We start from the raw sequence: 23,332 nt of genomic DNA on the forward strand, positions 1-23,332 counted from the left end.
CTCCACGGGAAGGCCCCAGTATGCGAGCGACAGTCATCCACGGTGCCGGTGACGTGCGGGTCGAGACCGTCCCGGACCCGAAGCTGGTGGAGCCCACCGACGTCATCCTGCGGGTCGTGCGGTCCTGCATCTGCGGCAGCGACCTCTGGCCGTACGCCGACATGGCGCCGAGCGAGCACGGCCGCCGGATCGGGCACGAGTTCCTCGGCGTCGTCGAGGATGCCGGTGCCGACGTCGGTACCGTCACCAAGGGCGACCTCGTCATCGCCCCCTTCGTGTGGTCGGACAACACCTGCGTGTTCTGCCGCGAAGGACTGCAGACGTCCTGCCTGCACGGCGGTTTCTGGGGCGCGAAGGGCGTCGACGGCGGCCAGGGCGAGGCCGTGCGCGTGCCGCAGGCCGACGGCACGCTCGTCAAGGTGCCGCCCACCGAGGACGACGCACTGCTGGCGTCGCTGCTGACGCTGTCGGACGTCTTCCCGACCGGCCACCACGCCGCGACGAAGGCGCGCGTCACGAAGGGTCAGAACGTCACCGTGATCGGCGACGGCGCCGTGGGCCTTTCCGCCGTGCTCGCCGCGAAGCGCCTCGGCGCCGAGCGGATCGTCCTCATGGGACGCCACCGGTCGCGGACCGACCTCGGCCGCGAGTTCGGCGCGACCGACGTCGTCGCCGAGCGCGGCGAGGAGGGCATCGCGAAGGTGCGCGAGCTGACGAACGGCGAGGGCACGCACGCCGTCCTCGAGTGCGTCGGCACGAAAGCCGCCTTCGAGATGGCCGTCGGGGCCGTGCGCCCGGGCGGCGCGGTCAGCCGCGTCGGCGTCCCGCAGTACGAAGAGGGCCCGATCGGCCCGGCGCTGTTCCGGCGCAACATCACCGTCACCGGCGGGGTCGCGCCCGCCCGGCACTACATCCCCGAGCTGCTGCCGGACGTCCTCGACGGCAAGTACCAGCCCGGAAAGGTCTTCGACCGGACCATCGACGTCGAAGGCGTACCGGACGGCTACCGCGCGATGGCGGACCGCGAAGCGCTCAAGGTGCTCATCAAGCCGTGACCCGTCCGGGTGGGTGTCACCCTGCCGGGCACCTCGCCCGATTACGTTGGTGCGCATGGACATGATCACCCCCGAGCCGCGCCCCGCCTGGATCGCCGGCCGCCCCGAACCGGGCGCCACCACGCTCGTCGTGCACCACCCGTACGACGGCAGCGAGGTCGCCACGGTCGCCGTGCCGGGGCCGGACCAGGTCGAGCGCGCGGTCGCCGCCGCCGCGTCGGTCGCCAAGGAGTTCCGGCGCAGCCCCGCCCACCTGCGTGCGGGCGCGCTCGAGCACGTCTCCCGGGTGCTCGCCGCGCGGGCCGAGGAGATCGCCGAGGTGATCACCGCCGAGAACGGCAAGCCGCTCAAGTGGGCCGAGGCGGAGGTCAAGCGCGCGGTGTCGGTGTTCCGCATCGCCGCCGAGGAGGCCCGCCGCTTCACCGGTGAGGTCCAGCGCCTCGACACCGACCCGGCGGGCGAGGCGCGGCTGGCGCTGACCCGCCGCGTCCCGCGCGGGCCGGTGCTCGGCATCGCGCCGTTCAACTTCCCGCTCAACCTGGTGGCGCACAAGGTCGCGCCGTCGCTGGCGATCGGCGCGCCGATCATCGTCAAGCCCGCGCCGCGGACGCCGTTGTCGGCTTTGATCCTCGGCGAGATCCTGGCCGAGACCGACCTGCCGGAGGGCGCGTTTTCCGTGCTGCCGCTGGGGAACGAAGAGACGCAAGCGCTCGTCGCCGACCCCCGGCTGCCCGTCGTGTCGTTCACCGGCTCCGGCCCGGTCGGCTGGTCGCTCAAGGACGCCGCGCCGCGCAAGCACGTCGTGCTCGAACTCGGCGGCAACGCGGCCGCCGTCGTGCTGCGCGACTGGCCCGACCCCGAGGGCGCCGCGCACCGGATCGCCACCTTCGGCAACTACCAGGCCGGCCAGTCCTGCATCGCGGTGCAGCGGGTGATCGTGGACGCCGCCGTGGCCGAGGAGTTCGTGCCCGCGCTGCTGGAAGCCGTCGAGGCACAGCGGACCGGCGACCCGTACGACCGCAACACCGACGTCGGCCCGGTGGTCGACGAAGCCGCCGCCGAGCGGATCGTCGCGTGGATCGACGAGGCCGTCGCGGCGGGCGCGAAGGTGCTCACCGGTGGCACCCGCGAGGGCGCGACCGTCGCCCCGACGCTGCTGACCGACGTCCCGGCGGGTACCAAGGCCTGGGACGAGGAGATCTTCGGGCCGGTGCTCGCGGTGTCCGTTGTGGACGGTGTGGACGACGCTTTCCGTGCGGTCAACGACTCGGCGTACGGGCTGCAGGCGGGCGTCTTCACCACCGACGTCCAGCTGGCCTTCCACGCGTCGGCCGAGCTGGAGGTCGGCGGCGTGATCATCGGCGACGTCCCGTCCTACCGCGCCGACCAGATGCCCTACGGCGGTGTCAAGGGCTCCGGCGTCGGCCGCGAAGGCGTGCTGGCGGCGATGCACGACCTGACCGAAGAGCGCGTCACGGTCTTCACCGGCATCGACCTCTAACCGACGACACCCTGCCCGAACCGGAAGACGTTCTGCGGGTCGTACTTCTGCGAAACGTCCTGCAGCCGCTTGGCGTTGTCGCCGTAGTAGGCGGTCTTCCAGTCGGGCAGGGCGGGGTCGATGTAGTTGACGTACCCGCCGCCCGCGCCGGCCGCGGCCAGCCCCGCGACGACGTCGCCGACCGCCTGCGTGACCTTCGCCCGGGTCTTCGCCGTCGCCGGCGCGTAGACCTGCACGCTGGCCAGCGCGTCGCGGTGCCAGAACGCGGTGGCGTCCTTGGCCGGCCCCGCCACCGCGCCGCCGAGGCCGTCGATGAGCAGGTCCATGCCCGGCTTGCCGTCGGCGGCCGCGACGACCTTCCCGGCGTCGACCGGGGTGGTGATCATCCGCGACGACGCGACGAACGACTGGCGGTCCGAGCTGCCCTCGAAGTACTTCATGGCGCCGGGGTAGTCGAAGGTCTTCACCGTGCGCTGCGTCGGCCGGACCCCGGCGTTGGTGGTCAGGTTGTTCAGCAGCGTGTTCAGCCCGGCGGTGCCCCCGACGTAGCAGCCGCCGACCCGGCACTGCACCGGCGAGCCGCCCGAGAGCACCAGGTTCGCCCACAGCTCCGGCGGCATCGCCGAAATCCACTGCTGCCATGCGGCGAGCACACCGCTCGCGGACCCGGCCGGGAAGCGCAGCGAGAACACCGTCAGCTCCTCCGGCGCCGGGTCGGTGTCGAAGGTGAACTCGGTGACGACGCCGAAGTTGCCGCCGCCCCCGCCGCGCAGCGCCCAGAACAGGTCCGGCTCGGAAGCCGCGGACGCCGTCAGCGCGCGACCGTCGGCCACGACGACCTGCGCGGAACTCAGGTGGTCGCAGGTCAGGCCGTACTTGCGGGCGAGCACGCCGATGCCGCCGCCGAGGGTCAGCCCGGCGATGCCGACCGTCGGGCAGGTTCCGGCGGGCAGGACGCGCCCGGCCTGCGCCAGCGCGGCGTAGACGTCCTTCAGCTTCGCGCCGGCGCCGATCACCGCCTTGCCGCCCTGGACGTCGATCTTGTTCAGCCCGGCCACGTCGATGACGAGACCGCCGCCGGGCACGGAGTACCCGGCGTAGCTGTGCCCGCCGCTGCGCGCGGCGATGGTGACGCGCCCGGCCGCGGTCCGCAGGCAGGTCTGGACGTCCTGCACGGAGGACGTGGTCGCGACCGCGACCGGGTTGTTGCCGTCGAAGAGCGGGTTGAAGCCGCGCTTGGCGGTGTCGTAGCCGTCGCTGCCCGGGCGCAGCAGGCCGCCGGCCAGCTGGCTGCGCAGGTCGTCCCAGTTCGGCGGCGCGGTGGGCAGCCTGCTGGCGGGCGGTGTGGACGCCGTGGTCGCCGGGGCGGTCGACGCGACCGGGGCCGAAGGGGTCTCCGGCCCGCACGCGGCGGCCACGGCCCCGGCGGCCGAGACGCCCGCGATCCGCAGGAACGCCCTCCGGGGGACGCCGGGCCGCCCCTGGTCGTGCTCACTGTCCACAGCGGACTCCTCGGTGCCGGGAACGACCAGTGTAGAGCGGCCGCAAAACGCTCACCGGGCGGAGCGAGCCGGTCACGCCCAGGCCGGGATCCGGGGCACGTCCCCGTCCAGCGCGCTGCCGTCGGAGCGCCCGCTGAGCCAGGCCAGCAGCGCCCCCGCCGACCCGCGGACGGTCGTCTTCGGGGCCGCGCCCATCGTCCATTCGAACCCGCCGGCGACCAGGTGCAGGGCGGGCAGGTGGGCCCCGCGCGAGGTGACGGCGTGCTGGACGACGTCCTCGGTGAGCGGGCCGAGCAGCGCCAGCACGCGGTCGAGGTCGTAGCCGCGGTCGAGGTCGGCGAGGTGGATGGTCAGTTCGGACAGCCGCATCCGCGCCACGACGGCCCCGGTGACGGGCGCGCCCTGCCGGTTGCGGGCCTCCCGCGCCCAGGCGTCGTCCGGCATCGCGGCGGCGTAGCGCTCGAACCGCCCGGCGGAGGCGACGAAGTCGGCGAGCAGCTCGGCGGCGGCCTGCTGGGAGCCGGTCTCGATGTCCCGCTCCCGCGCTTCGGCACTCGGGTACATCGGCGTCTCGGCACCGGTGTTCGCCCAGGTCAGCAGGTTGCACAGGCCATCGGCGTTGCGGGCGACGTGCGCGAGGACGTGCGCACGCGACCACCCGGGGAGCGCACTGGGCGCGCGCAACTCGGGTTCGCCGAGGCCACCGATGGCCAGCGCCCATTCGTCGTCGAGCTTCCGGATGCCGTCGAGCAGCGCGTGTGCCTTCTCGGGTGCCGTCACGGCCCCGAGTCTAGGAGGAACGGCGCAGCGCATGTTCCGGCTTTCGAGCCGACGGGCGGCGGTGGGCGTTTCCCGGCGCGGTCACCGAGCCGGGCGTGGGTGCGGGTCCCAAGCGCCCCAATGTGGCCTTGGTTGCGTTGAATCGGCACTGCGGCGCGAAGCGCCTCCGTTGAGGGTGGTGGTGGGGGCATGGATGGAGCGCCCAAGGCGGCCTTCGGTGCGTCAGACGCAACCAAGGCCGCCTTGGGGCGCTTGAGCCGGGCCGTTGTCGACGAAACTCAGACACGCGACGCTGGGAGGAACGGCCTACGAGGATCGGCGCAGCGCGGCGGGAGCTTCGGCGGGGACGGCCGGGTTCTTCGGCGCGATCGGCTCCAGCCGCACGTACCCGGCGTCCTGGGCCGGCCGCAGGTCCTCCTCGCCCTTGTTGGGCCAGAACGAGAACGCGCGCTCGGCCTGGGCGGTGATCGTCAGGGACGGGTTCACGCCCAGGTTGGCCGTGATCGCCGCGCCGTCCACCACCGACAGGCCCGGGTAGCCGAACACGCGGTGGTACGGGTCGATCACGCCCTCCGCCGCCGTCGCCCCGATCGGGACGCCGCCGATGAAGTGGGCCGTCAGCGGGATGTCGAAGATCTCGCCCCACGTGCCGCCCGCGATGCCGCCGATGCGGTCGGCCGTGCGCTCGTTGGCCTCGTGGCCGGCCGGGATGAAGCTCGGGTTCGGCTGGCCGTGGCCCTGCTTCGACGTGTACTTGCGGCGGCCGAACAGCCCGGGCCGAGTGTACGTCGTGATCGAGTTGTCCAGGCTCTGCATCACCAGCAGGATCACCGTGCGCTCGCTCCAGCGGTAGCCGTTGAGCAGCTTCGCCGCCTGGATCGGGTGCTTGACCATGAAGCTGACGGCCTGCCGCCAGCGCGGCACCGGCGAAGCGCCGTCCGTGGCGATCGTCTGCAGCAGGCTCATCGCGTTGCTGCCCTTGCCGTAGCGGACCGGCTCGATGTGGGTGTTCTCGTCCGGGTGGATGGACGACGTGATCGCGACGCCGCGGCTGAAGTTCCGGCTCTCGTCGACCTCGGTCCGGGCGGCACCGATGATCGCCTCGGAGTTCGTGCGGGTCAGCTCACCGAGGCGGCCGGACAGCCGGGGCAGCGTGCCGGTGTCCTTCAGCTTGTGCAGCAGGTTCTGCGTGCCCCACGTCCCGGCGGCGAAGACGACCTTCTCGGCCGTGATCGTCGTCCGGAACTTCTTGGAGGTCGTCCCGGTCTTCTTCAGGTCGACTTCGTACCCGCCTTCGACGGGCCGCACGGACGTCACCGTCGTCAGCGGGATGACCTTCGCCCCGTCCTGCTCGGCGAGGTACAGGTAGTTCTTGACCAGCGTGTTCTTCGCCCCGACGCGGCAGCCGGTCATGCACGAGCCGCACTCGGTGCAGCCGACGCGCTCGGGGCCGGCGCCGCCGAAGTACGGGTCCTTCGCCCGCTCACCGGGCTTGCCGAAGTACACCCCGACCGGCGTCGGGTGGAAGGAATCGGCCACCCCCATGTCCTTCGCGACGTCGCGCATCACGACGTCCGACGGCGTGAGCGTCGGGTTGGTGACGACCCCCAGCATCCGGCTCGCCTGGTCGTAGTGCGGCGCGAGCTCGGCCTCCCAGTCGGTGATGTGCGCCCACTGCCGGTCGCGGTAGAACGGCTTGAGCGGCCGGTACAGCGTGTTCGCGTAAACGAGCGAGCCGCCGCCGACGCCGGCGCCCGCCAGCACCATGACGTCGTTGAGCATGTGGATGCGCTGGATGCCGTAGCAGCCGACCTGCGGCGCCCACAGGTAGCGCTTGAGGTCCCACGACGTCTTCGCGAACTCGTCGTCGGCGAACCGGCGGCCCGCCTCGACGACGGCCACCCGGTAGCCCTTCTCGGTGAGCCGCAGCGCCGCGACGCTGCCGCCGAACCCCGACCCCACCACGACGACGTCGTAGTCGGGGCCACCCGCACTGGTGGTGTTACTGGCAGTCACACCTTGAGCGTAACTCCGGCTCCGCGTTCTGACCAGAGGTAAGTTACTCGTCGGTTATGGTTGTCCGACGACAACAGTGGGTAATCTCAACAGTGGTCGATGTCCACGTCGGCGAATCACCGCCGGTCGGGGCACAAGGGCGGGAGTCACCACGATGAGCCCACGAACGCTCACCGGTTGGCGCAAGTCGAGCCACAGCCACTTCGAAGAGAACGCCTGCGTCGAGATCGGCGGCGGCCCCGGCGTGGTCGGGGTCCGGGACACCAAACAGGCGGTGCCCCGGCCGGTCCTCGTCTACTCCGCGGCCGCTTTCGCCGCGTTCCTCCGCCACCTCACCGCCGGACGGTGAGGCCCACCCGCTGGAACTCCTTGAGGTCCGAGTAACCCGTCTTCGCCATCGCGCGGCGGAGCGCCCCGAAGAGGTTCACCACGCCTTCCGCGTCCGACGACGGCCCGAACAGCAGGGTCTTGAGGTCGACGGCGTAGTCGGGGCCCGCCGCCACGCGTGAGCGCGGCAGCGACGGGTGCGCCGCGGCCGCCGTCCAGTACAGGCCCTGACCGGGCGCGTCGGAGGCGGCGGCCAGCGGCGAGCCGAGCATGACGGCGTCGGCGCCGCACGCGATGGCCTTCGCGATGTCACCCGAGGTCGTCATGCCGCCGTCCGCGAGCACGTGCACGTACCGGCCGCCGGTCTCGTCGAGGTAGTCGCGGCGGGCGGCCGCGGCGTCGATGATCGCGGTGGCCATCGGGACGCCGATGCCGAGCACGCGGTCGGTGCTCGTCACCCCCGGCGTGTAGCCGTGGCCGACGATGACGCCGGCCGCGCCGGTGCGCATGAGGTGCATCGCCGTGCGGTAGTCGCTGACGCCGCCGGCGATGACGGGGACGTCGAGGCGGCCGATGAACTCCTTGAGGTTCAGCGGCTCGGCGTCGCGCTGGACGTGCTCGGCGGAGATGATCGTGCCCTGCACGACGAGGATCTCGACGCCGGCCGCGACCAGGTCGGGGGTCAGCTCGGCGGCGTGCTGCGGGCTGACGCGCGCGGCCACGGTGACGCCGGATTCGCGAACGGTCTTGATCGCCTCGCTCAGCAGGTCCAGCCGGATCGGCGCGGCGTGCAGCTCCTGCAGCACCCGGCCGACCGCGGTCGGGTCTTCGAGGTCCTCGGCCGCACGGACCAGCTGGAAGATGGCGTCCTCGACGTTCGCGTGGCGGGCCCAGAGCCCTTCGGCGTTGAGCACGCCCAGCCCGCCCAGCTCGCCGACGGCGACCGCGGTGCCGGGCGAGACGATCGCGTCGGTCGGGTGCGTGACGAGCGGCAGGTCGAAGCGGTAGGCGTCGATCTGCCACGCGGTGGACACCACCGCGGACGAACGCGTGCGCCGCGAAGGCACGATCTCCACGTCGTCGAGGTCATACGCCCGCCGCGCGGTGCGGCCCATCCCGATCTCGACCAGGTCCCGCACGTGAAGCCTCCTCGAACGACGACGATCTGCCGTGCCCCATTGTCGCTAGGCCGCGTGGGTGACCCGCGCACGGGGGTCTACACGCGCACGAAGACGGCGACCGGCGCCAGCACCGCGCCCAGCGCGAGGGCGAGCCAGGTCGCCACCGGCGGGTAGACGTGGAGCCGCACCGCGCCGAAGTACACCGCGCCCAGCGCCAGCAGGCTGGCGACGATCAGCAGGACCGGCCGGACCACGCCCGGCCGCAGGTCGACCACACCGCCGCCGGCCTGGAGGTAGGCGATGGCGCCGTCCGCCGTGGAGATGTCGAGCGCGACCGGCTGGCCCGCCGGGAGGTCGAGACCGGGGTCGACGGCGGTGACGTGGTAGCGCCGGCCGGCCGCGCCGACGTCGATCGTCTGGCTGACGGCGTCTTCGTTCCCGCCGACCGGCAGCTCGCCCCGCTCGTGGAAGAGCACGTACCCCTCGACGCGGTACGTCGGCGCGTCCCGGCCGGCCAGCACCTGGCACATCAGGCACACGACGCCGCCGAGGGCGAGAGACAGCAGGGCCACGGCCGTGAAGAAGGCCTTGCGCAGCAACCGGCCGATCGTCATGCGTCACAGTGCACACCACGACGGCCACGCAAGGCGATAGACCGATCACGCTACGCACGCTAGGTCACGGTGACACAGCGAGAAGCCCGCACTTCGGACGCTTCCGGAGTGCGGGCCTCGCTGCCGGCGGTAGTCAGCGGGTCGTGTAGTTCGGGGCCTCGACGGTCATCGTGATGTCGTGCGGGTGGCTTTCCTTGAGCCCGGCCGCGGTGATCCGGACGAGCTGCGCCTCCTGCAGCTGCGCGATCGTCTCGGCGCCCGCGTAGCCCATGCCCGCGCGCAGGCCGCCGACGAGCTGGTGCACGACGTTGGCCAGCGGGCCGCGGAACGGGATCCGGCCCTCGATGCCCTCCGGGACCAGCTTGTCCTCGTTCAGCACGTCGTCCTGGGCGTAGCGGTCCTTCGAGTAGGACTTGCCCTGGCCGCGTGACTGCATCGCGCCCAGCGAGCCCATGCCGCGGTAGACCTTGAACTGCTTGCCGTTGACCAGGATCAGGTCGCCCGGCGACTCGGCGGTGCCGGCGAGCAGGCTGCCCAGCATCACCGTGGACGCGCCGGCCGCGATGGCCTTCGCGATGTCGCCGGAGTACTGGATGCCGCCGTCGCCGATCACCGGGATGCCCGCCGGGCGCGCGGCCTGGTCGGCCTCGTAGATCGCCGAGATCTGCGGCACACCGACACCGGCGACGATCCGGGTGGTGCAGATGGAGCCCGGGCCGACGCCGACCTTGATGCCGTCCGCGCCCGCGTCGACCAGCGCCTGCGCGCCGGCCCGGGTCGCGACGTTGCCGCCGACGATGTCGACCGACTCGCCCAGCTCCTTCTTCAGCAGCGAGACCGTGTCCACGACCGCGCGGGAGTGCCCGTGCGCGGTGTCGACCATCAGCACGTCGACGCCGGCTTCGGCGAGCGTCATCGCGCGCTTGTGGCCGTCGACGCCCACGCCGACCGCGGCGCCGACGATCAGCCGGCCGTCCGGGTCCTTCGTCGCCTTCGGGTACTGCTCGGTCTTCACGAAGTCCTTGACCGTGATCAGGCCGCGGAGCTTGCCCGCGCCGTCGACGATCGGCAGCTTCTCGATCTTGTGCCGGCGCAGCAGGCCGAGCGCGGCGTCCGCCGAGACGCCGACCTGGGCGGTGACCAGCGGCGCCTTCGTCATGACCTCGGACACCGGGCGGCTGTGGTCGACCTCGAACCGCATGTCGCGGTTGGTGATGATGCCCACCAGCGTCCCGGCCGCGTCGGTGACCGGCACGCCGGAGATGCGGAACTTCGCGCACAGGGCGTCGACCTCGGCCAGCGTCGCGTCGGGCGCGCAGGTGACCGGGTCGGTGACCATGCCGGCCTCGGACCGCTTGACGACCTCGACCGCGGCGGCCTGCTCGTCGATCGGCAGGTTGCGCTGGAGGACCCCGATGCCGCCCTGGCGGGCCATGGCGATGGCCATCCGGGCTTCGGTGACGGTGTCCATCGCCGCGGACACCAGCGGGATGCCGAGGGTGATGTTCCGGGTCAGCCGGGAACTCGTGTCGACGGTGCTCGGCACGACGTCCGATTCGGCCGGCAGCAGCAGCACGTCGTCGAAGGTCAGGCCGAGCATGGCGAACTTGGCCGGAACGGGGGCGGTGATGCCGTCGCTGGTCATAGCGGGTGAAGGGCCTTCCTGGCGCGGGATGGGCGTGTCGCTGTGTTTTCGGATCAAGATCAACGGCGACTCGGAGCCTTCCCCTCATGATATCCGCCGCTCGCCGCGCGCCCCGGGCGGTGGGCGGGCCGGCGGGGCCGCCCGGTACCGTGCAGGCCGTGGCGCACGATGTCCTGCCTCCAGACCCGTTCGCGGACGACCCGGACGACCCGGCCCGCGCATTCGGAGACCCCGAGGACCGGCTGGACGAGCCGATCAGCGACTCCGAACGCACCGAACTACTGGCCGATCTCTCGGATCTGGCCGTCTACCAGGCCCTGCTCGAACCCCGTGGTGTCCGCGGGATCGTCGTCGACTGCGGCGAGTGCGACGAACCGCACTACCACGACTGGCACCTGCTGCGGGCCAGCCTCGAGCAGCTGCTGGCCGACGGGCGGATGCGCCCGCACGAGCCGGCCTACGACCCCAACCCCGGCGACTACGTGAGCTGGGACTACTGCCGCGGTTTCGCGGACGGCGTAACCGCCAACGAAAGCGCCTACTGAGCGCTCCCCACAGACCGGAAAAGCCCTGGTGAGTTTCCTCACCAGGGCTTTTCCGTGCCGGTCTTGAGTCCTTCGTACCGCTCTTACGTCGTCTCGCTGACGCCCTGCGGAGCACCGCCCGCGGACTCACTGCGCGGCGTGCCCGGGTCGTTGCCGGTGGCGCCGGTGGTGGTCGGCGGCGGCGGGGTCGTCGTGGGCGGCGGGGTCGACGTCGGCGGCGGAGGTGTCGGCGTCGGGGTCGCGCTGCCCGGGAGGCTCGTGGTGCCGCTGCCGCTGCCCGGGAGGGACGACGCGGAGCCGGCCGGCGGGGCCTGGCTGGTCGGCGCGCCCGGCGACGCCGGCGGCACCGAGGTCTGGATGGGGCCCTGGACCGGCGCTTCCGGGTTCTGCAGCTGCGCGGCGAGCTGCCGGTGCTGCTCCATCAGCTGGTCGCGGTTCTCCTCGTCGGTGACCTGCGACAGGGCGGCCTGGGCGTCCTGGAGGGCCTGGCGGGCGACGTCGAGGTTGCCGCCGGCGATGGCGAGGTTGGCCTTTTCGAGGTCGAGCTTCGCTGTCGCGGCCGCCTCGACGGAACGGGTGTGGTCGGAGTACAGCACCTTGGCGAGGCCCCACAGGGTGTCGCCCGGTTGCGCGGAGCGCGCGGCCAGCCCGGTGCCCGTGAACGCGATCGCCAGCACGGCGGCGGCGACGGCGACCGGGACGAGCAGCCTGCGGCGGCGTCCGCTCGAAGCGTGCCGCTTCGCGAGCGCGGCGGTGCTGACGGTGCGCACGGCCGTGTCGACGTCGACGAGCTCGGCCAGCGGCTCGCTGTCGATGTCTCTTCGCCACGCCACCAGCAACGCGTTGAGCTCCTGGTCGCCGAGACCGTCGGCCAGCGCCGGGTCGGACCCGCCGAGCGCGTCGAGCAGCGCGTCGTCGGCTTGCACCGCCGACAGGTCGGCGGCGAACTCCGCCTCCGACGCCGTCAGGCCACTGCCGAAGACGTCGTCCGGCTCGAATCTCTCGTGACCGGTCACTCAGATCACCTCCTCTGCGGCCAGGACCTTTCTCAGCCGCGCGAGGGCGCGGTGCTGGGCGACGCGGACGGCGCCCGGGGTGGAGCCGACCGCGTCCGCGGTCTCCTCCGCCGACAGGCCGACGACCACGCGCAGCACCACGATCTCCCGCTGCTTGTCCGGCAGCACCTGCAACAACTGGGACATCCGCTCGTTCAGCTCACCTTGCAGCGCCCGCTGCTCGGGGCCGACCCCGCCTTCGACCTCATCGGGGATCTCGGCCACCGGCTCGGCGCGGTTGCGCGCCGCCGCGCGGTGCGCGTCGGCGACCTTGTGCTGGGCGATCCCGTAGACGAAGGCCAGGAACGGGCGGCCTTGATCGCGGTACGAGGGCAATGCCGTTAGCACCGCGAGACACACCTCCTGCGCAACGTCGTCCGCCGAAGCGAACGATCGCTCCTGCCTGCCAACCCGGGCGCGGCAATACCGCACTACCAGTGGACGGATAGCAGCCAGCAGCCGCTCCACTGCCTGGGGATCTCCCTCGACAGCAGCGGCGACCGGTTCATCCAGTCCATCCCCCACATTGGCCATCGCAGACAACAGTCCCAGTGTTACGTGTAGGTGTGCAGAGAACCCGGTTCGTGGTCGCCTCCACCGCGCACCGGTGACCGCTACCGTACCGTCGGCCCGCTCCGTACCGGCGCGCGCGGTGCGCCCGGGCGCGCCGCGACAGCGGGACCGCGGAAGTACGGGTCGTCCTGCACACCCGCGGTCGAGGTCGCCGATTCAACGAGCGAACCCGGCTGCGGGTACGAGATCCGCCGCGGGGGCGCGGCGGTGGGGCGGGATTCCGCCACGTCGAACGCCGGACTGTGGTGGGGACCACACAGGTGCGGGCCAGGGCGGGTGCGCCCTGGCCCGTCGTCACCTGGGAACCGGCCGTGTCAGGAACGGGGAGAGCGACAGGTCAGCTGACCAGGCCGCGGCGGAAGCCGTGCGCCACGGCCTGCGCGCGGTCGCGCACGCCGAGCTTGCGGAACAGCCGCCGGGCGTGGGTCTTGACCGTGTCCTCGGACAGGTAGAGCTCGCGGCCGATCTGGCCGTTGCTCTTGCCCTGGCTCATCCCGCGGAGCACCTGAAGCTCGCGCTCGGTCAGCTGGACGCCCGGGTCGGACGGCTGACGGGGCGCGGGCACCGAGGTGCTCGCCAGGGTGTGGGCCAGCGCGGCGACCAGCTCCGGCCGGGACGCGTCCCAGCGGAGGTAGCCGCGGGCACCGCCGGCGATCGCGGCAGCGATGCTGCCCGCGTCGTCCGGGGCGCCGAAGACGATGACGTTCGCCTGGGGGTTGGCCGAGACGAGCCGCCGGGTGGCTTCGACACCAGTCGGGACCGCGCGCTGCGTCCCGACAAGCACGACGTCGACGGGCTGACGGGAGTACCGGGCCAGCAGCTCGTCACCGTGCGCTACGCAGTCGATGCGACTGACCCCAGGGACCGCGGACATCACTCGGGTGAGCCCTTCACGGACACTGCGTCGGTCGTCGCAGATCAAGACCGTCGTCACGGGGTTTCCTTCCTGCAGCCGGGTGACATTCCTCTTCCCCTATCGGACGCTTTAGCCCGAACCTTGACACGATCCGGTGGCTTTTTTTGAACTTTCTTAGCCCGGATGCCGGAACACCCCATTCCGACGGCTCAACCACCCGGGACGGGGACCCATGGCGATTCCCCCGCAACCCTCCTCCCGCAAGGATCTGCGCTTCGTAACACTGCGTGCAACACCTGCGCCAGTCTGAATCGATACTCCTCGGCGTGTCCTGGGCGCAGGTCGGCCGCGACGAGCGCCGCCGGCCAAGAAAGTGAAAGGAGTTCGCATTCCTCCGCCTGCGCCATTGCATTTCCGACAAGGTCGTCCGAAATCTGCCGGTGATCAGGCTCTCCGGCCGCGAGCAGGGCCACGGCCAGCACAATCCCGGATTTCACGATGTGCCGCTGAGCACCCCGCGCTCGCGCGGTTTCCCGGGCGCGCTCGGCGTGCGGCACAGCGTCGGCGCCCTGACCTGCGGCGAGCTCGATTTCGGCGCCCACCCACCCGCCCCGGACGGTGGCCCGCCACCGATCGTCCTCGGCGGCGGCCCGCGCGGCGAGCCGCCGGGCGGCGCCGAGCCGCCCGAGGGCGAGGTTGTCGGCGGCCAGGCCGAGCAGGGCGTCGGCCCTCGCACCGGCGGCGTCGAGACCGTCCGGATCGGGCTCGGACGTTCGGGCGGCAGCTTTCGCGAAGGCCTCCCCGTCGAGGGCGCGGGCCTGCCGGTGGCCGCCCAGCTGCCGCCGGTGGGAGGCGAGGGTGCTCGCGGCGAGGGACGCCATGACGGGGTCGCGCTCCTGCCGGAGGACGTCGAGGAGGGTAGCGGCGGCGGCGTAGCGGCCTTGGGCCCCGAGGACGACGGCGGCGAGCAGGCGTTCCCGCGGGCTGCCGGAACCGCGCAGGGCGGCGGGGTCGGGGAGCGGATCACTCCCGAACGCGGCGGCCCTGAGGGCGGGTTCGTGCACCTGTCCTTTGTAGTGGGTGGGTCCGACAAAAAACATGATCGAAGTGCCGCCACGCCCCAGAAGTCATGCCCCACCCATCCCTGGGGGCTGACCCCGGTCCAGTCTATCGGCGGGCTCCGACAGAACCGGCGAATCGAGGCTTGGGCGGCGGAGCTGTCCACATCACGGCCGTGGTGTGGACAGCGGCCGGGCTGTGGACAGCCACCGGCCAATCGCTCGACCGCCGCTGCCGCCGGGTCCCGCGCACGGACGCCTTCGGACGGCCCTGCCTGGCGGTTCACCGCGGGCCCGCGGGTGAGCGCCTCCCGGAGGTCCTGCCTTGGCGGTCACCAGCTGGTCCCGCGCCCGGACGGCCCTGGCCTCCGTGGCTCATCCACAACGCCCGCGCACGCACGCCCATGCTTCAGCAGTTCACCCGCCGGGACTGCGCACGACCGCCTTCCGGATCGCCTCGGCGGGTCAACAGCTGGTCCCGCGCCCGGATGGCTCGGCTGCGGCAGGGTGGCCGACCGGTGGCCCGGCTGTGGACAGAGGCCGCACGATGGACAGCCACCGGCCAACCGCTCAACCTCCGGCTACCGCCGCGCGCCGACCAGGACGTGCTCTATCCGGTCCGCCGCCGTAGGCAGATCCGTCAGCAGCTCCACCTTGTCCGGCAGCGTCGCCGGGTCCCACCCCGGGCCGCACGCGAACAGCCGGCTGCGCTGGCGGCCGCGGGACACCCTGGCGAACAGCCGCTCGTCCGCGACCCCGCGGCCGTTGGCCCACAGCACCACCGCCGCCGGGGCGCTGCGGCGGACCGCCACCGCCAGCACCTCCGCCGGCAGGGGCACCCCGAACAGCTGCGCGCCGATCCGGCGGCCGGCCAGGGAGGCGGCCAGTGCGTACATCGGCATCGAGTCGCGCTCGTCGGGGACGCAGCCGAGGAGGACCGGGCGGGTGTTGCGGGGCTCGTCCAGCACCGGGGTGGCCCGGACCAGGGCCGCGAACACGCACTCCGCCAGCAGGTACTCGACCTCCGCTCCCGCGCTCGCGCCGCGCCAGCGTGCTCCCAGCGCCGACAGCACCGGCTCGATCACGCCCGTCCACGCCGGGAGGACGCCCAGCTCGGCGATCGTGTCCGCGAGCATGCGCTGGACCGCGCCGACGTCCATCGCCAGTGCCGCGGTGCTCAGGCGGCGAGCCAGGCGGGAGCGGACCTCCAGGCCGTCGTCGGCCGCCGCGGCGTCGGCCGGTTCCGAAGGCTCCTCCGGCTGGCGTGGCCCGGTTCGCGGGATCTGCTCGAGGGCGTAGCGCGCCGCCTCGGCCGTCGACGCGCCGCTCAGCAGCGCGCGCTGCATCAGTTCGAGGCGGCCGATGTCGGAGCTGCCGTAGCGGCGGTGGCGGCCGTCGGTGTGGCGGCTGGGACCCAGTCCGTAGCGGCGGTCCCAGGTTCGGAGGGTGGACGGCGCGACCCCGAGCCGGCGGGCGACCGAGGCCACCGGCAGGGTGGGTTCTTCGGTGCCCGACCCAGCTCCCACGAGGCTCAATATCCAGGCAGCCGCCGCCATCGGCAACCGGAGGCGAAAGCGCTGCTCACACATCCGGGGGATGCCTAACGGCTGAATCGACCCGAATCGCTTGAACAACTATTGGCGCGCTTCTAACGTTACCGCCGTTGCACCGAATGGAGTATCGGCACCACAGCAGAGCAGCTAGCGGCATCGACCGGATGACGGAGGCGGTCAGGATGGCAGACACGCGCAGGCTCCCAGGACCCAACGCCGACATGTGGGACTGGCAGCTCGAAGGGTCGTGCCGGGGGATGGACAGCGCGTCCTTCTTTCACCCGGACGGCGAGCGCGGCCCGGCGCGGGCACGACGGGAGGCCAGAGCGAAAGCCGTCTGCCTGAGCTGCCCGGTCTTGGAGATGTGCCGCAGCCACGCGCTGGCGGTGCACGAGCCGTACGGCATCTGGGGCGGGCTCTCGGAGTCCGAACGGGAGCACATCATCAAATCGGACAAACGCTCGCTCAGCATGTCTCGCGGCTGAGCGAACCACAGACATCGGAGGGCGGCACCGGGTGGGGTGCCGCCCTCCGTGCCGTCCAGGAGCGGGGCACTTCAAGTGAAAGTGCCCCGAGCACGGACGAGAACGGGGCGGCGCTCCCTCCAGGAGTGCCGCCCCGCTTCGCGTACTGCGTCAGTGCGAGTGGCCGTGGCCCGCCGCGGCGGGCTCTTCCTCGGCCGGCTTCTCGACGATCGACGACTCCGTCGTCAGCACGAGCCGCGCGATCGAGGCGGCGTTCGCCACCGCGGACCGGGTCACCTTGACCGGGTCGACGATGCCGGCGGCCAGCAGGTCGGTGAGCTCGCCGGTGGCCGCGTTGAAGCCCTGGCCCCAGCCCTGCTCCTGCACCTTGTTGACGATGACCGCGCCCTCGTGGCCCGCGTTGGTCGCGATCCAGAACAGCGGCGCCACCAGCGCGTCCTTGACGATCCGGACACCGGTGGCTTCGTCACCGGTGAGGCCCAGGCCGCCCTCGAGCTCCTTGACCGCGTGGACCAGCGCCGAACCACCGCCGGGCAGGATGCCCTCCTCGACGGCCGCCTTGGTCGAAGCCACGGCGTCCTCGATGCGGTGCTTGCGCTCGTTCAGCTCGGTCTCGGTGGCCGCGCCGACCTTGATGACCGCGACGCCGCCGCCCAGCTTCGCGAGGCGCTCCTGCAGCTTCTCGCGGTCCCAGTCGGAGTCGGTCGTCTCGATCTCCTTGCGGATCTGCGCGACCCGCCCGGCGATGGCGTCCTTGGAGCCGTCACCGTCGACGATCGTGGTGTCGTCCTTGGTGACGACGATGCGGCGGGCCTTGCCCAGCGCACCGAGGTCGACGTCGGACAGCTTGCGGCCGATCTCCGCGGAGATGACCTCGCCACCGGTGACGACCGCGAGGTCGTCCAGGAACGCCTTGCGGCGGTCGCCGAAGAACGGCGCCTTGACCGCGACGGCGGTGATCGTCTTGCGCAGCGAGTTCACCACGAGGGTGGACAGCGCCTCGCCGTCGACGTCCTCGGCGATGATCAGCAGCGGCTTCTTGGCCTCGACGACCTTCTCGAGCACCGGCAGCAGCTCGGCCAGCGACGAGACCTTCTCGCGGACGAGCAGGATGTAGGCGTCCTCGAGGATCGCCTTCTGCTCCTCCGGGTTGGTCGCGAAGTGCGCCGAGAGGAAGCCCTTGTCGAACTGGACGCCCTCGGTGATCACCAGCTCGGTCGCCAGGGTCGACGACTCCTCGATGGTGATGACGCCGTCCTCGCCGACCTTCTCGACGGCTTCGCCGAGCAGGGCGCCGATGTTGGCGTCACGCGAGGTCACGGTGCCGACCTGGGCGATGCTTTCGCGGCCCTTGACCGGGGTGGCCTTGCTCTTGAGGACCTCGATGACCTTCTCCGCGGCCGCCTCGATGCCGCGGCCGATCGAGGTCGGGTTCGCGCCGGCCGCGACGTTGCGCAGGCCGACCTTCACCAGCGACTGCGCGAGCACGGTCGCGGTGGTGGTGCCGTCGCCGGCGACGTCGTTGGTCTTGGTGGCGACGCTCTTGGCGAGCTGTGCGCCGAGGTTCTCGAACGGGTCGGCGAGCTCGATCTCACGGGCGACGGTCACGCCGTCGAGGGTGATGGTCGGGCCGCCGAACTTCTTGTCGAGCACGACGTGGCGACCGCGCGGGCCGAGGGTGACCTTGACCGCGTCGGCGAGCTTGTTCACCCCGCGCTCCAGCGCGCGACGAGCGTCCTCGTCGAAACTGATCTGCTTGGGCATAGCGTGTTCCGCTTACCTTTCTTTGAACGCAAGAACGCCCCGCTCCCCGGCTTGCTGCGGGGCCCGGGGCGTCATGCGCTGCGAGCGGACGTCAGTTGATGACGGCCAGCACGTCGCGGGCGGACAGGATGAGGTAGTCCTCGCCGTTGTACTTGACCTCGGTGCCACCGTACTTGGAGTAGATGACGACGTCGCCGACGTTCACGTCGAGCGGGACGCGGTTGCCCTTGTCGTCGATGCGGCCCGGGCCCACGGCCAGAACCTTGCCCTCCTGGGGCTTCTCCTTGGCGGTGTCGGGGATGACGAGGCCGGAAGCGGTCGTCTCCTCGGCCTCGCTCGTCTGGACAACGATCTTGTCCTCGAGCGGCTTGATGTTCACGCTCACCGGGTTGACCTCCACGGTCGTCGAAAGCGTTGGCAGGATGTGGTTACGGCTCTACCACCCCCGCCGTCGCGGGTGCCGGGGCTGTTCGGGCCGTGCGATTAGCACTCTATCCACGCGAGTGCCAATCGTGCAAGGAGGGTCCACCGGACGAGCGGCCGAGCCCCCGGCAACCGGCTGACCGGCGGTTTCGGCCCGGCAGACGCCCGTCAGCAGGTCGGCCCTACCCACGGCGTGAGTTTCTGGTTAGGTTCTCACCTCTGGCACCTGCACCTTGGGGGTTCATGCCCATGCCCGTCCCGAGAACAGCCGCCGTAGCGGCCGCCGTGGCGCTGATCATCGGCCTCGCCGCCCCGGCCCACGCCGACACCACCAGCCAACGCCAACGCGACTTCGCCGCCGCCGCGGCCGAGTTCGGTGTTCCGGAGAACATCCTCCTCGGCGTCTCCTACCTGGAGTCGCGCTGGGACACCAACGCCGGCACGCCCTCAACGTCCGCCGGCTACGGCCCGATGCACCTCACCGACCTGCGGGAAGCCGGCGCGGCGACCAGCCACCACGACGAAGGCACCGAAGACCCGCGTGGGGACGACGCCCGCCCGGCGCGGCACCCGCAGGCCGGGCCCGCCGCCCCGCCGCCCGCGCTGCAGACCGTCGACGAGGCCGCGCGGCTGCTCCACACCGATGCGGGAACGCTGCGAACCGATCCGGCGCAGAACATCCGCGGCGGCGCCGCCCTGCTCGCGAAGTACCACACCGGCGACTGGTACGAGGCCGTCGCGAAGTACAGCGGGTCCACCGGGGACGCCGCGCAGACCTTCGCCGACGAAGTCTTCGACACCGTCAAGAGCGGCATCGCCCGGACCACCGACGACGGCCAGCAGGTCACCCTGAGCGCGTCGCCGGACCTCGTCGTCCCGCAGCACGCCGACCGGACCCCGCCCGGCGTGGAGTGCCCGCGCCGGGTCACCTGCGAGTCGGTGCCCGCGCCCTACCAGGAGCTGCCGGGCAACGACTACGGCAACCACGACCTCGCGAACCGGCCCGAGAGCCAGCGGATCGACCACATCGTCATCCACGACACCGAGGGCTACTGGGACAGCGTCCTCAAGCTCGCCCAGGACCCGACGTACGTCAGCTGGCACTACACCATCCGCTCCAGCGACGGCCTGATCGCGCAGCACGTGCCGACCAAGGACGTCGCCTGGCACGCCGGCAACTGGTACGTCAACGCGAAGTCGATCGGCATCGAGCACGAAGGCTTCGCCGCGAAGGGAACCTGGTACACCGAGGCCATGTACCGCTCGAGCGCGAAGCTCGTCGGCTACCTCGCGCGCAAGTACGGCATCCCGCTCGACCGCGCGCACATCATCGGCCACGACAACGTGCCGGGCACGGTCCCGTCGACGATCAAGGGCATGCACTGGGACCCGGGCCCGTACTGGGACTGGTCGCACTACTTCGACCTGCTGGGCGCGCCGCTCGGCGGGTTCGGCCTGCCCGGCTCGTCGCTGGTCACCATCGACCCGGACTTCGCGAAGAACCAGCCGGTGTTCACCGGGTGCGACAGCCCCGGGACGCCGTGCGCGCCGCGCGGCTCGGAGGCCGTCGTGCTGCACTCGGAGCCGAGTGACTCCGCGCCGCTGCTGAAGGACGCCGGCCTGCACCCCGACGGCTCCGCGTCCACGATGGACGTCTCGGACGTCGGCAGCCGCGTCGCGACCGGGCAGCGGTACGCCGTCGCCGAAGTCCGGGGCGACTGGACGGCGATCTGGTACCTCGGCCAGAAGGGCTGGTTCCACAACCCGCGCGGCGCGAAGGTCGCGAAGCCCGCGATCGGCTGGGTCGTGACGCCGAAGCCGGGTCTGGCGACGGTGCCGGTCTACGGCCGCGCGTACCCGGAACCGGAGGCCTACCCGGCGAACGTGCCGGTGCAGGCCATCACGCCGCTGCCGTACACACTGGGCGCCGGCCAGCAGTACTCGTCCGCCGGCACGGTCGGGTCGGAGTACTACTACGCCGTCACGTTCGACCTCGCCGACCACGTCGTGGTCAAGGGCAAGCTGAAGTACGTGCAGATCCAGTTCGGGCACCGGATCGCGTTCGTCAAGGCGGACGACGTCCGGATCGCACCGGCGTTCTAGGCCGGGCGGAGGTCGCGCTCACGCGTCGAGCGCGACCTTCACCCCGGCCGCCCGCTCGGTGTTGCGGCGCGTCTTCGCCCAGCCGTTGCGCCCGCGGACCAGCCGGAACAACGCGCGCCACGACGTCACGTAGAACGTGTAGATGTAGGCGGCGTAGGCGAACCCCATCCCGATGCCGCGCAGGACGTTCTTGCTGCGCAGGCACTTCAGCTGGTAGATCGGGCCCCAGACCAGGAACGGCAGCAGCCCGAACGAGCCGTAGATGGCGAACAGGATCCAGGCGCCGCCGGTGAACCACGTCCACATCTGCGCCGGGTCACCCGCCGTGCCGATGACCAGCAGCACGAACGGGATCGGGTACAGCAGCGAGCCCAGCAGCTGCAGCCACGGCTGGGCCAGGTAGTACATCATTTCCGCCGCGCCGAGCGTGCTGACGTGCGGGGAATCCCAGATCCGCCGCAGGTACCGGGCGCACTGCATGGTGCCCTGGCCCCAGCGCGTGCGCTGCACGAGGAACCGCCGCAGGCTGTACAGGCCTTCCTGCGCGACGTGGGAATCCGGGGTGAACCCGGTGCGCCAGCCCGCGGTCAGCAGGTGGACGCCGAGTTCGAAGTCCTCCAGCAGCGAGCCGCGCCACGGCTCGCCGGCGTCGCCCGCGATCGAGTCCAGCGCGGTGAGGCGGGTGAACTGGCCGTTGCCGCCCATGGAGATCGTGCCGGTGAACCCGCGCGAGGTCTGGATCGCCGCGATCGCCGTCCGGAACTCCAGGTCCTGCAGCTGCGCGAGCTTGAGGCCGAACCAGCGGCCGACCGGGTTGCGGCTAGGCGGCGGCGTGCCCGCGTTCCCCATCCACACGTCGAGCTGGACCGCGCCGACCTCCGGGTCGCCGAAGAGGTGCGGTGCCGCGCAGACCTCGAGGCAGTTCGGCGCCGGGCGGCCGTCGGCGTCGACGACCACCACGACGACGTCGTCGCGGCTCGCGTCCGGGCCCATCCAGTCGGCCAGGGCGCGGTAGGCGGCGTTGAGCGCGTCGCCCTTGCCGGTCCGGGCCTCGGGCCGCACGCGCGGCACGAGGTGCAGGTACGGGTCGTAGCCGCCGTGGCGCCGCCACAGCATCCGGACGACGCGCGCGGTGCGGTCCTCCGAATCGTCGTCGACGACCCAGACGTGCGCGTGCCGGAACGTGGTGCGCAGGTAGCGGATCGTCTCGCGGATGACCGTCTGCTCGTCGCGGCACGGCACGAAGAAGTGCCAGGTGAAGCCGGCCGGGTCGCCGACCGGGCCGGGCTTGCGGCGCAGGTACGGCACCACGATCACGACGACGTAGACGAGGAACGCCACGCTCATGGTGAGCGCGAACGCCTGCGTGATCGCGAGCAGGACCTTGACGCTCATGCCTTCTTCTTCCGGGTGGCCAGCCAGACGAACAGGACGATCGAGACCGCGCCGCCGAACACGCTGACCATCGAGCCGAGCAGCGTGTGGCCCCAGTAGTAGCCGTCGTCGGTGCCGAACCCGTGCACCAGGCCGACGATCGTCAGAATGCGCAGCTGGTTCACCAACACGACGACGAGTGCGGAAATGCCGAGCGAAAAGAAGAGCCGTCGCGCATTCGAAGGCCGGAAGTAGAGCATGGCCATAGTCACAACGATCAGGGGCAGCAAAAGGAACGCCGAAGAGCATTCCGGCGTCATTCTCAACCCGAATGGAGTAGCGCTGGTCAACCCAAAGTAAACAGACTCCCGATCGGGTGCCACATAAACACCCGATGTAGTGAAGACATCGAGGACGGCGCCCGCAAGCCGTACTTCCAGCTCGCGGTAGAGCCGCTCGGCCAGCACCACCACGACACCCGCCGCCGCCAGCGCACTCAGCGCCATGACCTGCGGAAATTTCGTTGCTCCTGAGCTGGGAGCGCTCGCTACCGCCACGACGTTCCTCTCGGTGTGTGGATTGCCCGATCGAGTGGGGGCCCGGGCGAGCGTAAGACATGTGTGCCACGGGTTTCCACTCGGAGGGGTGGAAAGTACGCCCCAATCGGCTGGACCTCTAACGAACTTGTTAGACCGTTCGGGTGATATGGGAAACGACCAGTGGAAACAGCGTCCAGCATTACCCGATCAGGTGATTCGGGAAATTTTGTGTGCTATTCGGGCCGGTCTTGGCGATAGTCGATCCGCGTGCCGAGTCTCCCGGCAAGCCGGTTCGATCCGCGCCGCCGTCACGCAACCCCCGTTACCTTTTTCGTGGCTCCCACCAGGGAGTTGTGGTCACCAGGCCCGGCATGACTTACGCCCCCAGTCGAACCCATGATCCGGGGGGTGGTGTCACCGGGTCTGGTGGCATCGAGGGACCG

The 23,332-nt window shown here is 71.4% G+C and carries 21 protein-coding genes; 6 read left to right on the forward strand and 15 right to left on the reverse strand.

The annotated features are described in order from the left end of the window. The first annotated feature begins 20 nt into the window (after window positions 1–20). Window positions 21–1,055, forward strand: a complete 1,035-nt coding sequence (locus ACLJPY_RS48460) for a zinc-binding dehydrogenase (RefSeq protein WP_410597780.1) — start codon at window positions 21–23, stop codon at window positions 1,053–1,055. A gap of 55 nt (window positions 1,056–1,110) precedes the next feature. Then, window positions 1,111–2,556 carry an aldehyde dehydrogenase family protein gene (locus ACLJPY_RS48465; protein WP_410597781.1) on the forward strand — a complete coding sequence of 482 codons (1,446 nt, stop codon included), beginning with the start codon at window positions 1,111–1,113 and terminating at the stop codon, window positions 2,554–2,556. On the opposite strand, the gene ACLJPY_RS48470 is transcribed toward ACLJPY_RS48465, so the two are convergent. The 3 genes from ACLJPY_RS48470 to ACLJPY_RS48480 all read right to left on the reverse strand — a co-directional run bounded on the left by ACLJPY_RS48470 (window position 2,553) and on the right by ACLJPY_RS48480 (window position 6,854). After that, the gene (locus ACLJPY_RS48470; RefSeq protein WP_410597782.1) at window positions 2,553–4,058 is read right to left on the reverse strand and encodes an FAD-binding oxidoreductase; all 1,506 of its coding nucleotides are present in this window, start codon (window positions 4,056–4,058) and stop codon (window positions 2,553–2,555) included. The two genes, ACLJPY_RS48465 and ACLJPY_RS48470, sit on opposite strands and share 4 nt — an antisense overlap. Window positions 4,059–4,130: 72 nt before the next feature. Beyond that, a complete protein-coding gene (locus ACLJPY_RS48475; protein WP_410597783.1) occupies window positions 4,131–4,838 on the reverse strand; it encodes a maleylpyruvate isomerase N-terminal domain-containing protein in 708 nt (235 codons plus the stop codon). A gap of 306 nt (window positions 4,839–5,144) precedes the next feature. Then, the gene (locus ACLJPY_RS48480; RefSeq protein ID WP_410597784.1) at window positions 5,145–6,854 is read right to left on the reverse strand and encodes an FAD-dependent oxidoreductase; all 1,710 of its coding nucleotides are present in this window, start codon (window positions 6,852–6,854) and stop codon (window positions 5,145–5,147) included. A 154-nt stretch (window positions 6,855–7,008) separates the two neighbouring features. On the opposite strand from ACLJPY_RS48480, the gene ACLJPY_RS48485 reads away from it, so the two are divergent. Beyond that, entirely contained in the window at window positions 7,009–7,203 is a 195-nt protein-coding gene (locus ACLJPY_RS48485; RefSeq protein ID WP_410597785.1) for a DUF397 domain-containing protein, read from the forward strand. Here the strand turns inward: ACLJPY_RS48485 and ACLJPY_RS48490 are convergent. From ACLJPY_RS48490 to guaB, 3 genes are all read right to left on the reverse strand, one after another. Beyond that, window positions 7,187–8,320, reverse strand: a complete 1,134-nt coding sequence (locus ACLJPY_RS48490; RefSeq protein WP_410569291.1) for a GuaB3 family IMP dehydrogenase-related protein — start codon at window positions 8,318–8,320, stop codon at window positions 7,187–7,189. The two genes, ACLJPY_RS48485 and ACLJPY_RS48490, sit on opposite strands and share 17 nt — an antisense overlap. A gap of 77 nt (window positions 8,321–8,397) precedes the next feature. Then, the gene (locus tag ACLJPY_RS48495; RefSeq protein WP_410597786.1) at window positions 8,398–8,916 is read right to left on the reverse strand and encodes a hypothetical protein; all 519 of its coding nucleotides are present in this window, start codon (window positions 8,914–8,916) and stop codon (window positions 8,398–8,400) included. Window positions 8,917–9,049: 133 nt separating this feature from the next. After that, complete coding sequence (gene guaB / locus ACLJPY_RS48500; RefSeq protein WP_410597787.1) at window positions 9,050–10,561, reverse strand: IMP dehydrogenase; 1,512 nt, start codon at window positions 10,559–10,561, stop codon at window positions 9,050–9,052. A gap of 149 nt (window positions 10,562–10,710) precedes the next feature. On the opposite strand from guaB, the gene ACLJPY_RS48505 reads away from it, so the two are divergent. After that, the gene (locus ACLJPY_RS48505; RefSeq protein WP_003073549.1) at window positions 10,711–11,106 is read left to right on the forward strand and encodes a DUF5319 domain-containing protein; all 396 of its coding nucleotides are present in this window, start codon (window positions 10,711–10,713) and stop codon (window positions 11,104–11,106) included. 83 nt (window positions 11,107–11,189) lie between these two features. Here ACLJPY_RS48505 and ACLJPY_RS48510 read toward each other — a convergent pair whose 3' ends face one another. The 5 genes from ACLJPY_RS48510 to ACLJPY_RS48530 all read right to left on the reverse strand — a co-directional run bounded on the left by ACLJPY_RS48510 (window position 11,190) and on the right by ACLJPY_RS48530 (window position 16,135). Further along, complete coding sequence (locus tag ACLJPY_RS48510) at window positions 11,190–12,122, reverse strand: anti-sigma-D factor RsdA (RefSeq protein WP_410597788.1); 933 nt, start codon at window positions 12,120–12,122, stop codon at window positions 11,190–11,192. Continuing rightward, window positions 12,123–12,695: a sigma-70 family RNA polymerase sigma factor gene (locus tag ACLJPY_RS48515; RefSeq protein WP_026468912.1), complete on the reverse strand. Its 573-nt coding sequence runs from the start codon at window positions 12,693–12,695 to the stop codon at window positions 12,123–12,125. It abuts the gene before it with no gap. Window positions 12,696–13,071: 376 nt separating this feature from the next. Further along, window positions 13,072–13,668 carry a response regulator transcription factor gene (locus ACLJPY_RS48520; protein WP_003073605.1) on the reverse strand — a complete coding sequence of 199 codons (597 nt, stop codon included), beginning with the start codon at window positions 13,666–13,668 and terminating at the stop codon, window positions 13,072–13,074. A gap of 131 nt (window positions 13,669–13,799) precedes the next feature. After that, window positions 13,800–14,654: a hypothetical protein gene (locus tag ACLJPY_RS48525; protein WP_410597789.1), complete on the reverse strand. Its 855-nt coding sequence runs from the start codon at window positions 14,652–14,654 to the stop codon at window positions 13,800–13,802. Between the two features lie 575 nt (window positions 14,655–15,229). Further along, window positions 15,230–16,135: a MerR family transcriptional regulator gene (locus tag ACLJPY_RS48530; protein WP_410597795.1), complete on the reverse strand. Its 906-nt coding sequence runs from the start codon at window positions 16,133–16,135 to the stop codon at window positions 15,230–15,232. Between the two features lie 230 nt (window positions 16,136–16,365). Here ACLJPY_RS48530 and ACLJPY_RS48535 point away from each other — a divergent pair, with 230 nt between their 5' ends. After that, window positions 16,366–16,686, forward strand: a complete 321-nt coding sequence (locus tag ACLJPY_RS48535) for a WhiB family transcriptional regulator (RefSeq protein WP_410597790.1) — start codon at window positions 16,366–16,368, stop codon at window positions 16,684–16,686. A gap of 150 nt (window positions 16,687–16,836) precedes the next feature. Here ACLJPY_RS48535 and groL read toward each other — a convergent pair whose 3' ends face one another. Both groL and groES read right to left on the reverse strand, forming a co-directional pair. Next, window positions 16,837–18,450 carry a chaperonin GroEL gene (groL, locus tag ACLJPY_RS48540; RefSeq protein ID WP_410597791.1) on the reverse strand — a complete coding sequence of 538 codons (1,614 nt, stop codon included), beginning with the start codon at window positions 18,448–18,450 and terminating at the stop codon, window positions 16,837–16,839. A gap of 91 nt (window positions 18,451–18,541) precedes the next feature. After that, entirely contained in the window at window positions 18,542–18,835 is a 294-nt protein-coding gene (gene groES, locus ACLJPY_RS48545; protein ID WP_004559922.1) for a co-chaperone GroES, read from the reverse strand. Between the two features lie 281 nt (window positions 18,836–19,116). Here groES and ACLJPY_RS48550 point away from each other — a divergent pair, with 281 nt between their 5' ends. Continuing rightward, entirely contained in the window at window positions 19,117–20,976 is a 1,860-nt protein-coding gene (locus ACLJPY_RS48550) for an N-acetylmuramoyl-L-alanine amidase (RefSeq protein ID WP_410597792.1), read from the forward strand. 18 nt (window positions 20,977–20,994) lie between these two features. On the opposite strand, the gene ACLJPY_RS48555 is transcribed toward ACLJPY_RS48550, so the two are convergent. Together ACLJPY_RS48555 and xrtP are read right to left on the reverse strand one after the other, a co-directional pair. Beyond that, window positions 20,995–22,371 carry a glycosyltransferase family 2 protein gene (locus ACLJPY_RS48555; protein ID WP_410597793.1) on the reverse strand — a complete coding sequence of 459 codons (1,377 nt, stop codon included), beginning with the start codon at window positions 22,369–22,371 and terminating at the stop codon, window positions 20,995–20,997. Beyond that, window positions 22,368–22,856 (reverse strand): exosortase P, encoded by a 489-nt coding sequence (gene xrtP / locus ACLJPY_RS48560; protein WP_410597796.1) that lies wholly within the window; start codon window positions 22,854–22,856, stop codon window positions 22,368–22,370. The genes ACLJPY_RS48555 and xrtP overlap by 4 nt, the downstream gene beginning before the upstream one ends. Window positions 22,857–23,332 lie beyond the last annotated feature (476 nt).

Origin of the sequence: Amycolatopsis sp. lyj-23, from assembly GCF_046549135.1 — a bacterium.
GTDB lineage: Bacteria > Actinomycetota > Actinomycetes > Mycobacteriales > Pseudonocardiaceae > Amycolatopsis.

Coding starts and splice junctions, on each gene's coding strand:
- ACLJPY_RS48555 (WP_410597793.1), bottom strand. CDS start 22,371: ATGAGCGTCAAGGTCCTGCTCGCGATCACGCAGGCGTTCGCGCTCACC.
- xrtP (WP_410597796.1), bottom strand. CDS start 22,856: ATGGCGCTGAGTGCGCTGGCGGCGGCGGGTGTCGTGGTGGTGCTGGCC.
- groL (WP_410597791.1), bottom strand. CDS start 18,450: ATGCCCAAGCAGATCAGTTTCGACGAGGACGCTCGTCGCGCGCTGGAG.
- guaB (WP_410597787.1), bottom strand. CDS start 10,561: ATGACCAGCGACGGCATCACCGCCCCCGTTCCGGCCAAGTTCGCCATG.
- ACLJPY_RS48460 (WP_410597780.1), top strand. CDS start 21: ATGCGAGCGACAGTCATCCACGGTGCCGGTGACGTGCGGGTCGAGACC.
- ACLJPY_RS48495 (WP_410597786.1), bottom strand. CDS start 8,916: ATGACGATCGGCCGGTTGCTGCGCAAGGCCTTCTTCACGGCCGTGGCC.
- ACLJPY_RS48550 (WP_410597792.1), top strand. CDS start 19,117: ATGCCCATGCCCGTCCCGAGAACAGCCGCCGTAGCGGCCGCCGTGGCG.
- ACLJPY_RS48485 (WP_410597785.1), top strand. CDS start 7,009: ATGAGCCCACGAACGCTCACCGGTTGGCGCAAGTCGAGCCACAGCCAC.
- ACLJPY_RS48515 (WP_026468912.1), bottom strand. CDS start 12,695: ATGGCCAATGTGGGGGATGGACTGGATGAACCGGTCGCCGCTGCTGTC.
- ACLJPY_RS48535 (WP_410597790.1), top strand. CDS start 16,366: ATGACGGAGGCGGTCAGGATGGCAGACACGCGCAGGCTCCCAGGACCC.
- ACLJPY_RS48465 (WP_410597781.1), top strand. CDS start 1,111: ATGGACATGATCACCCCCGAGCCGCGCCCCGCCTGGATCGCCGGCCGC.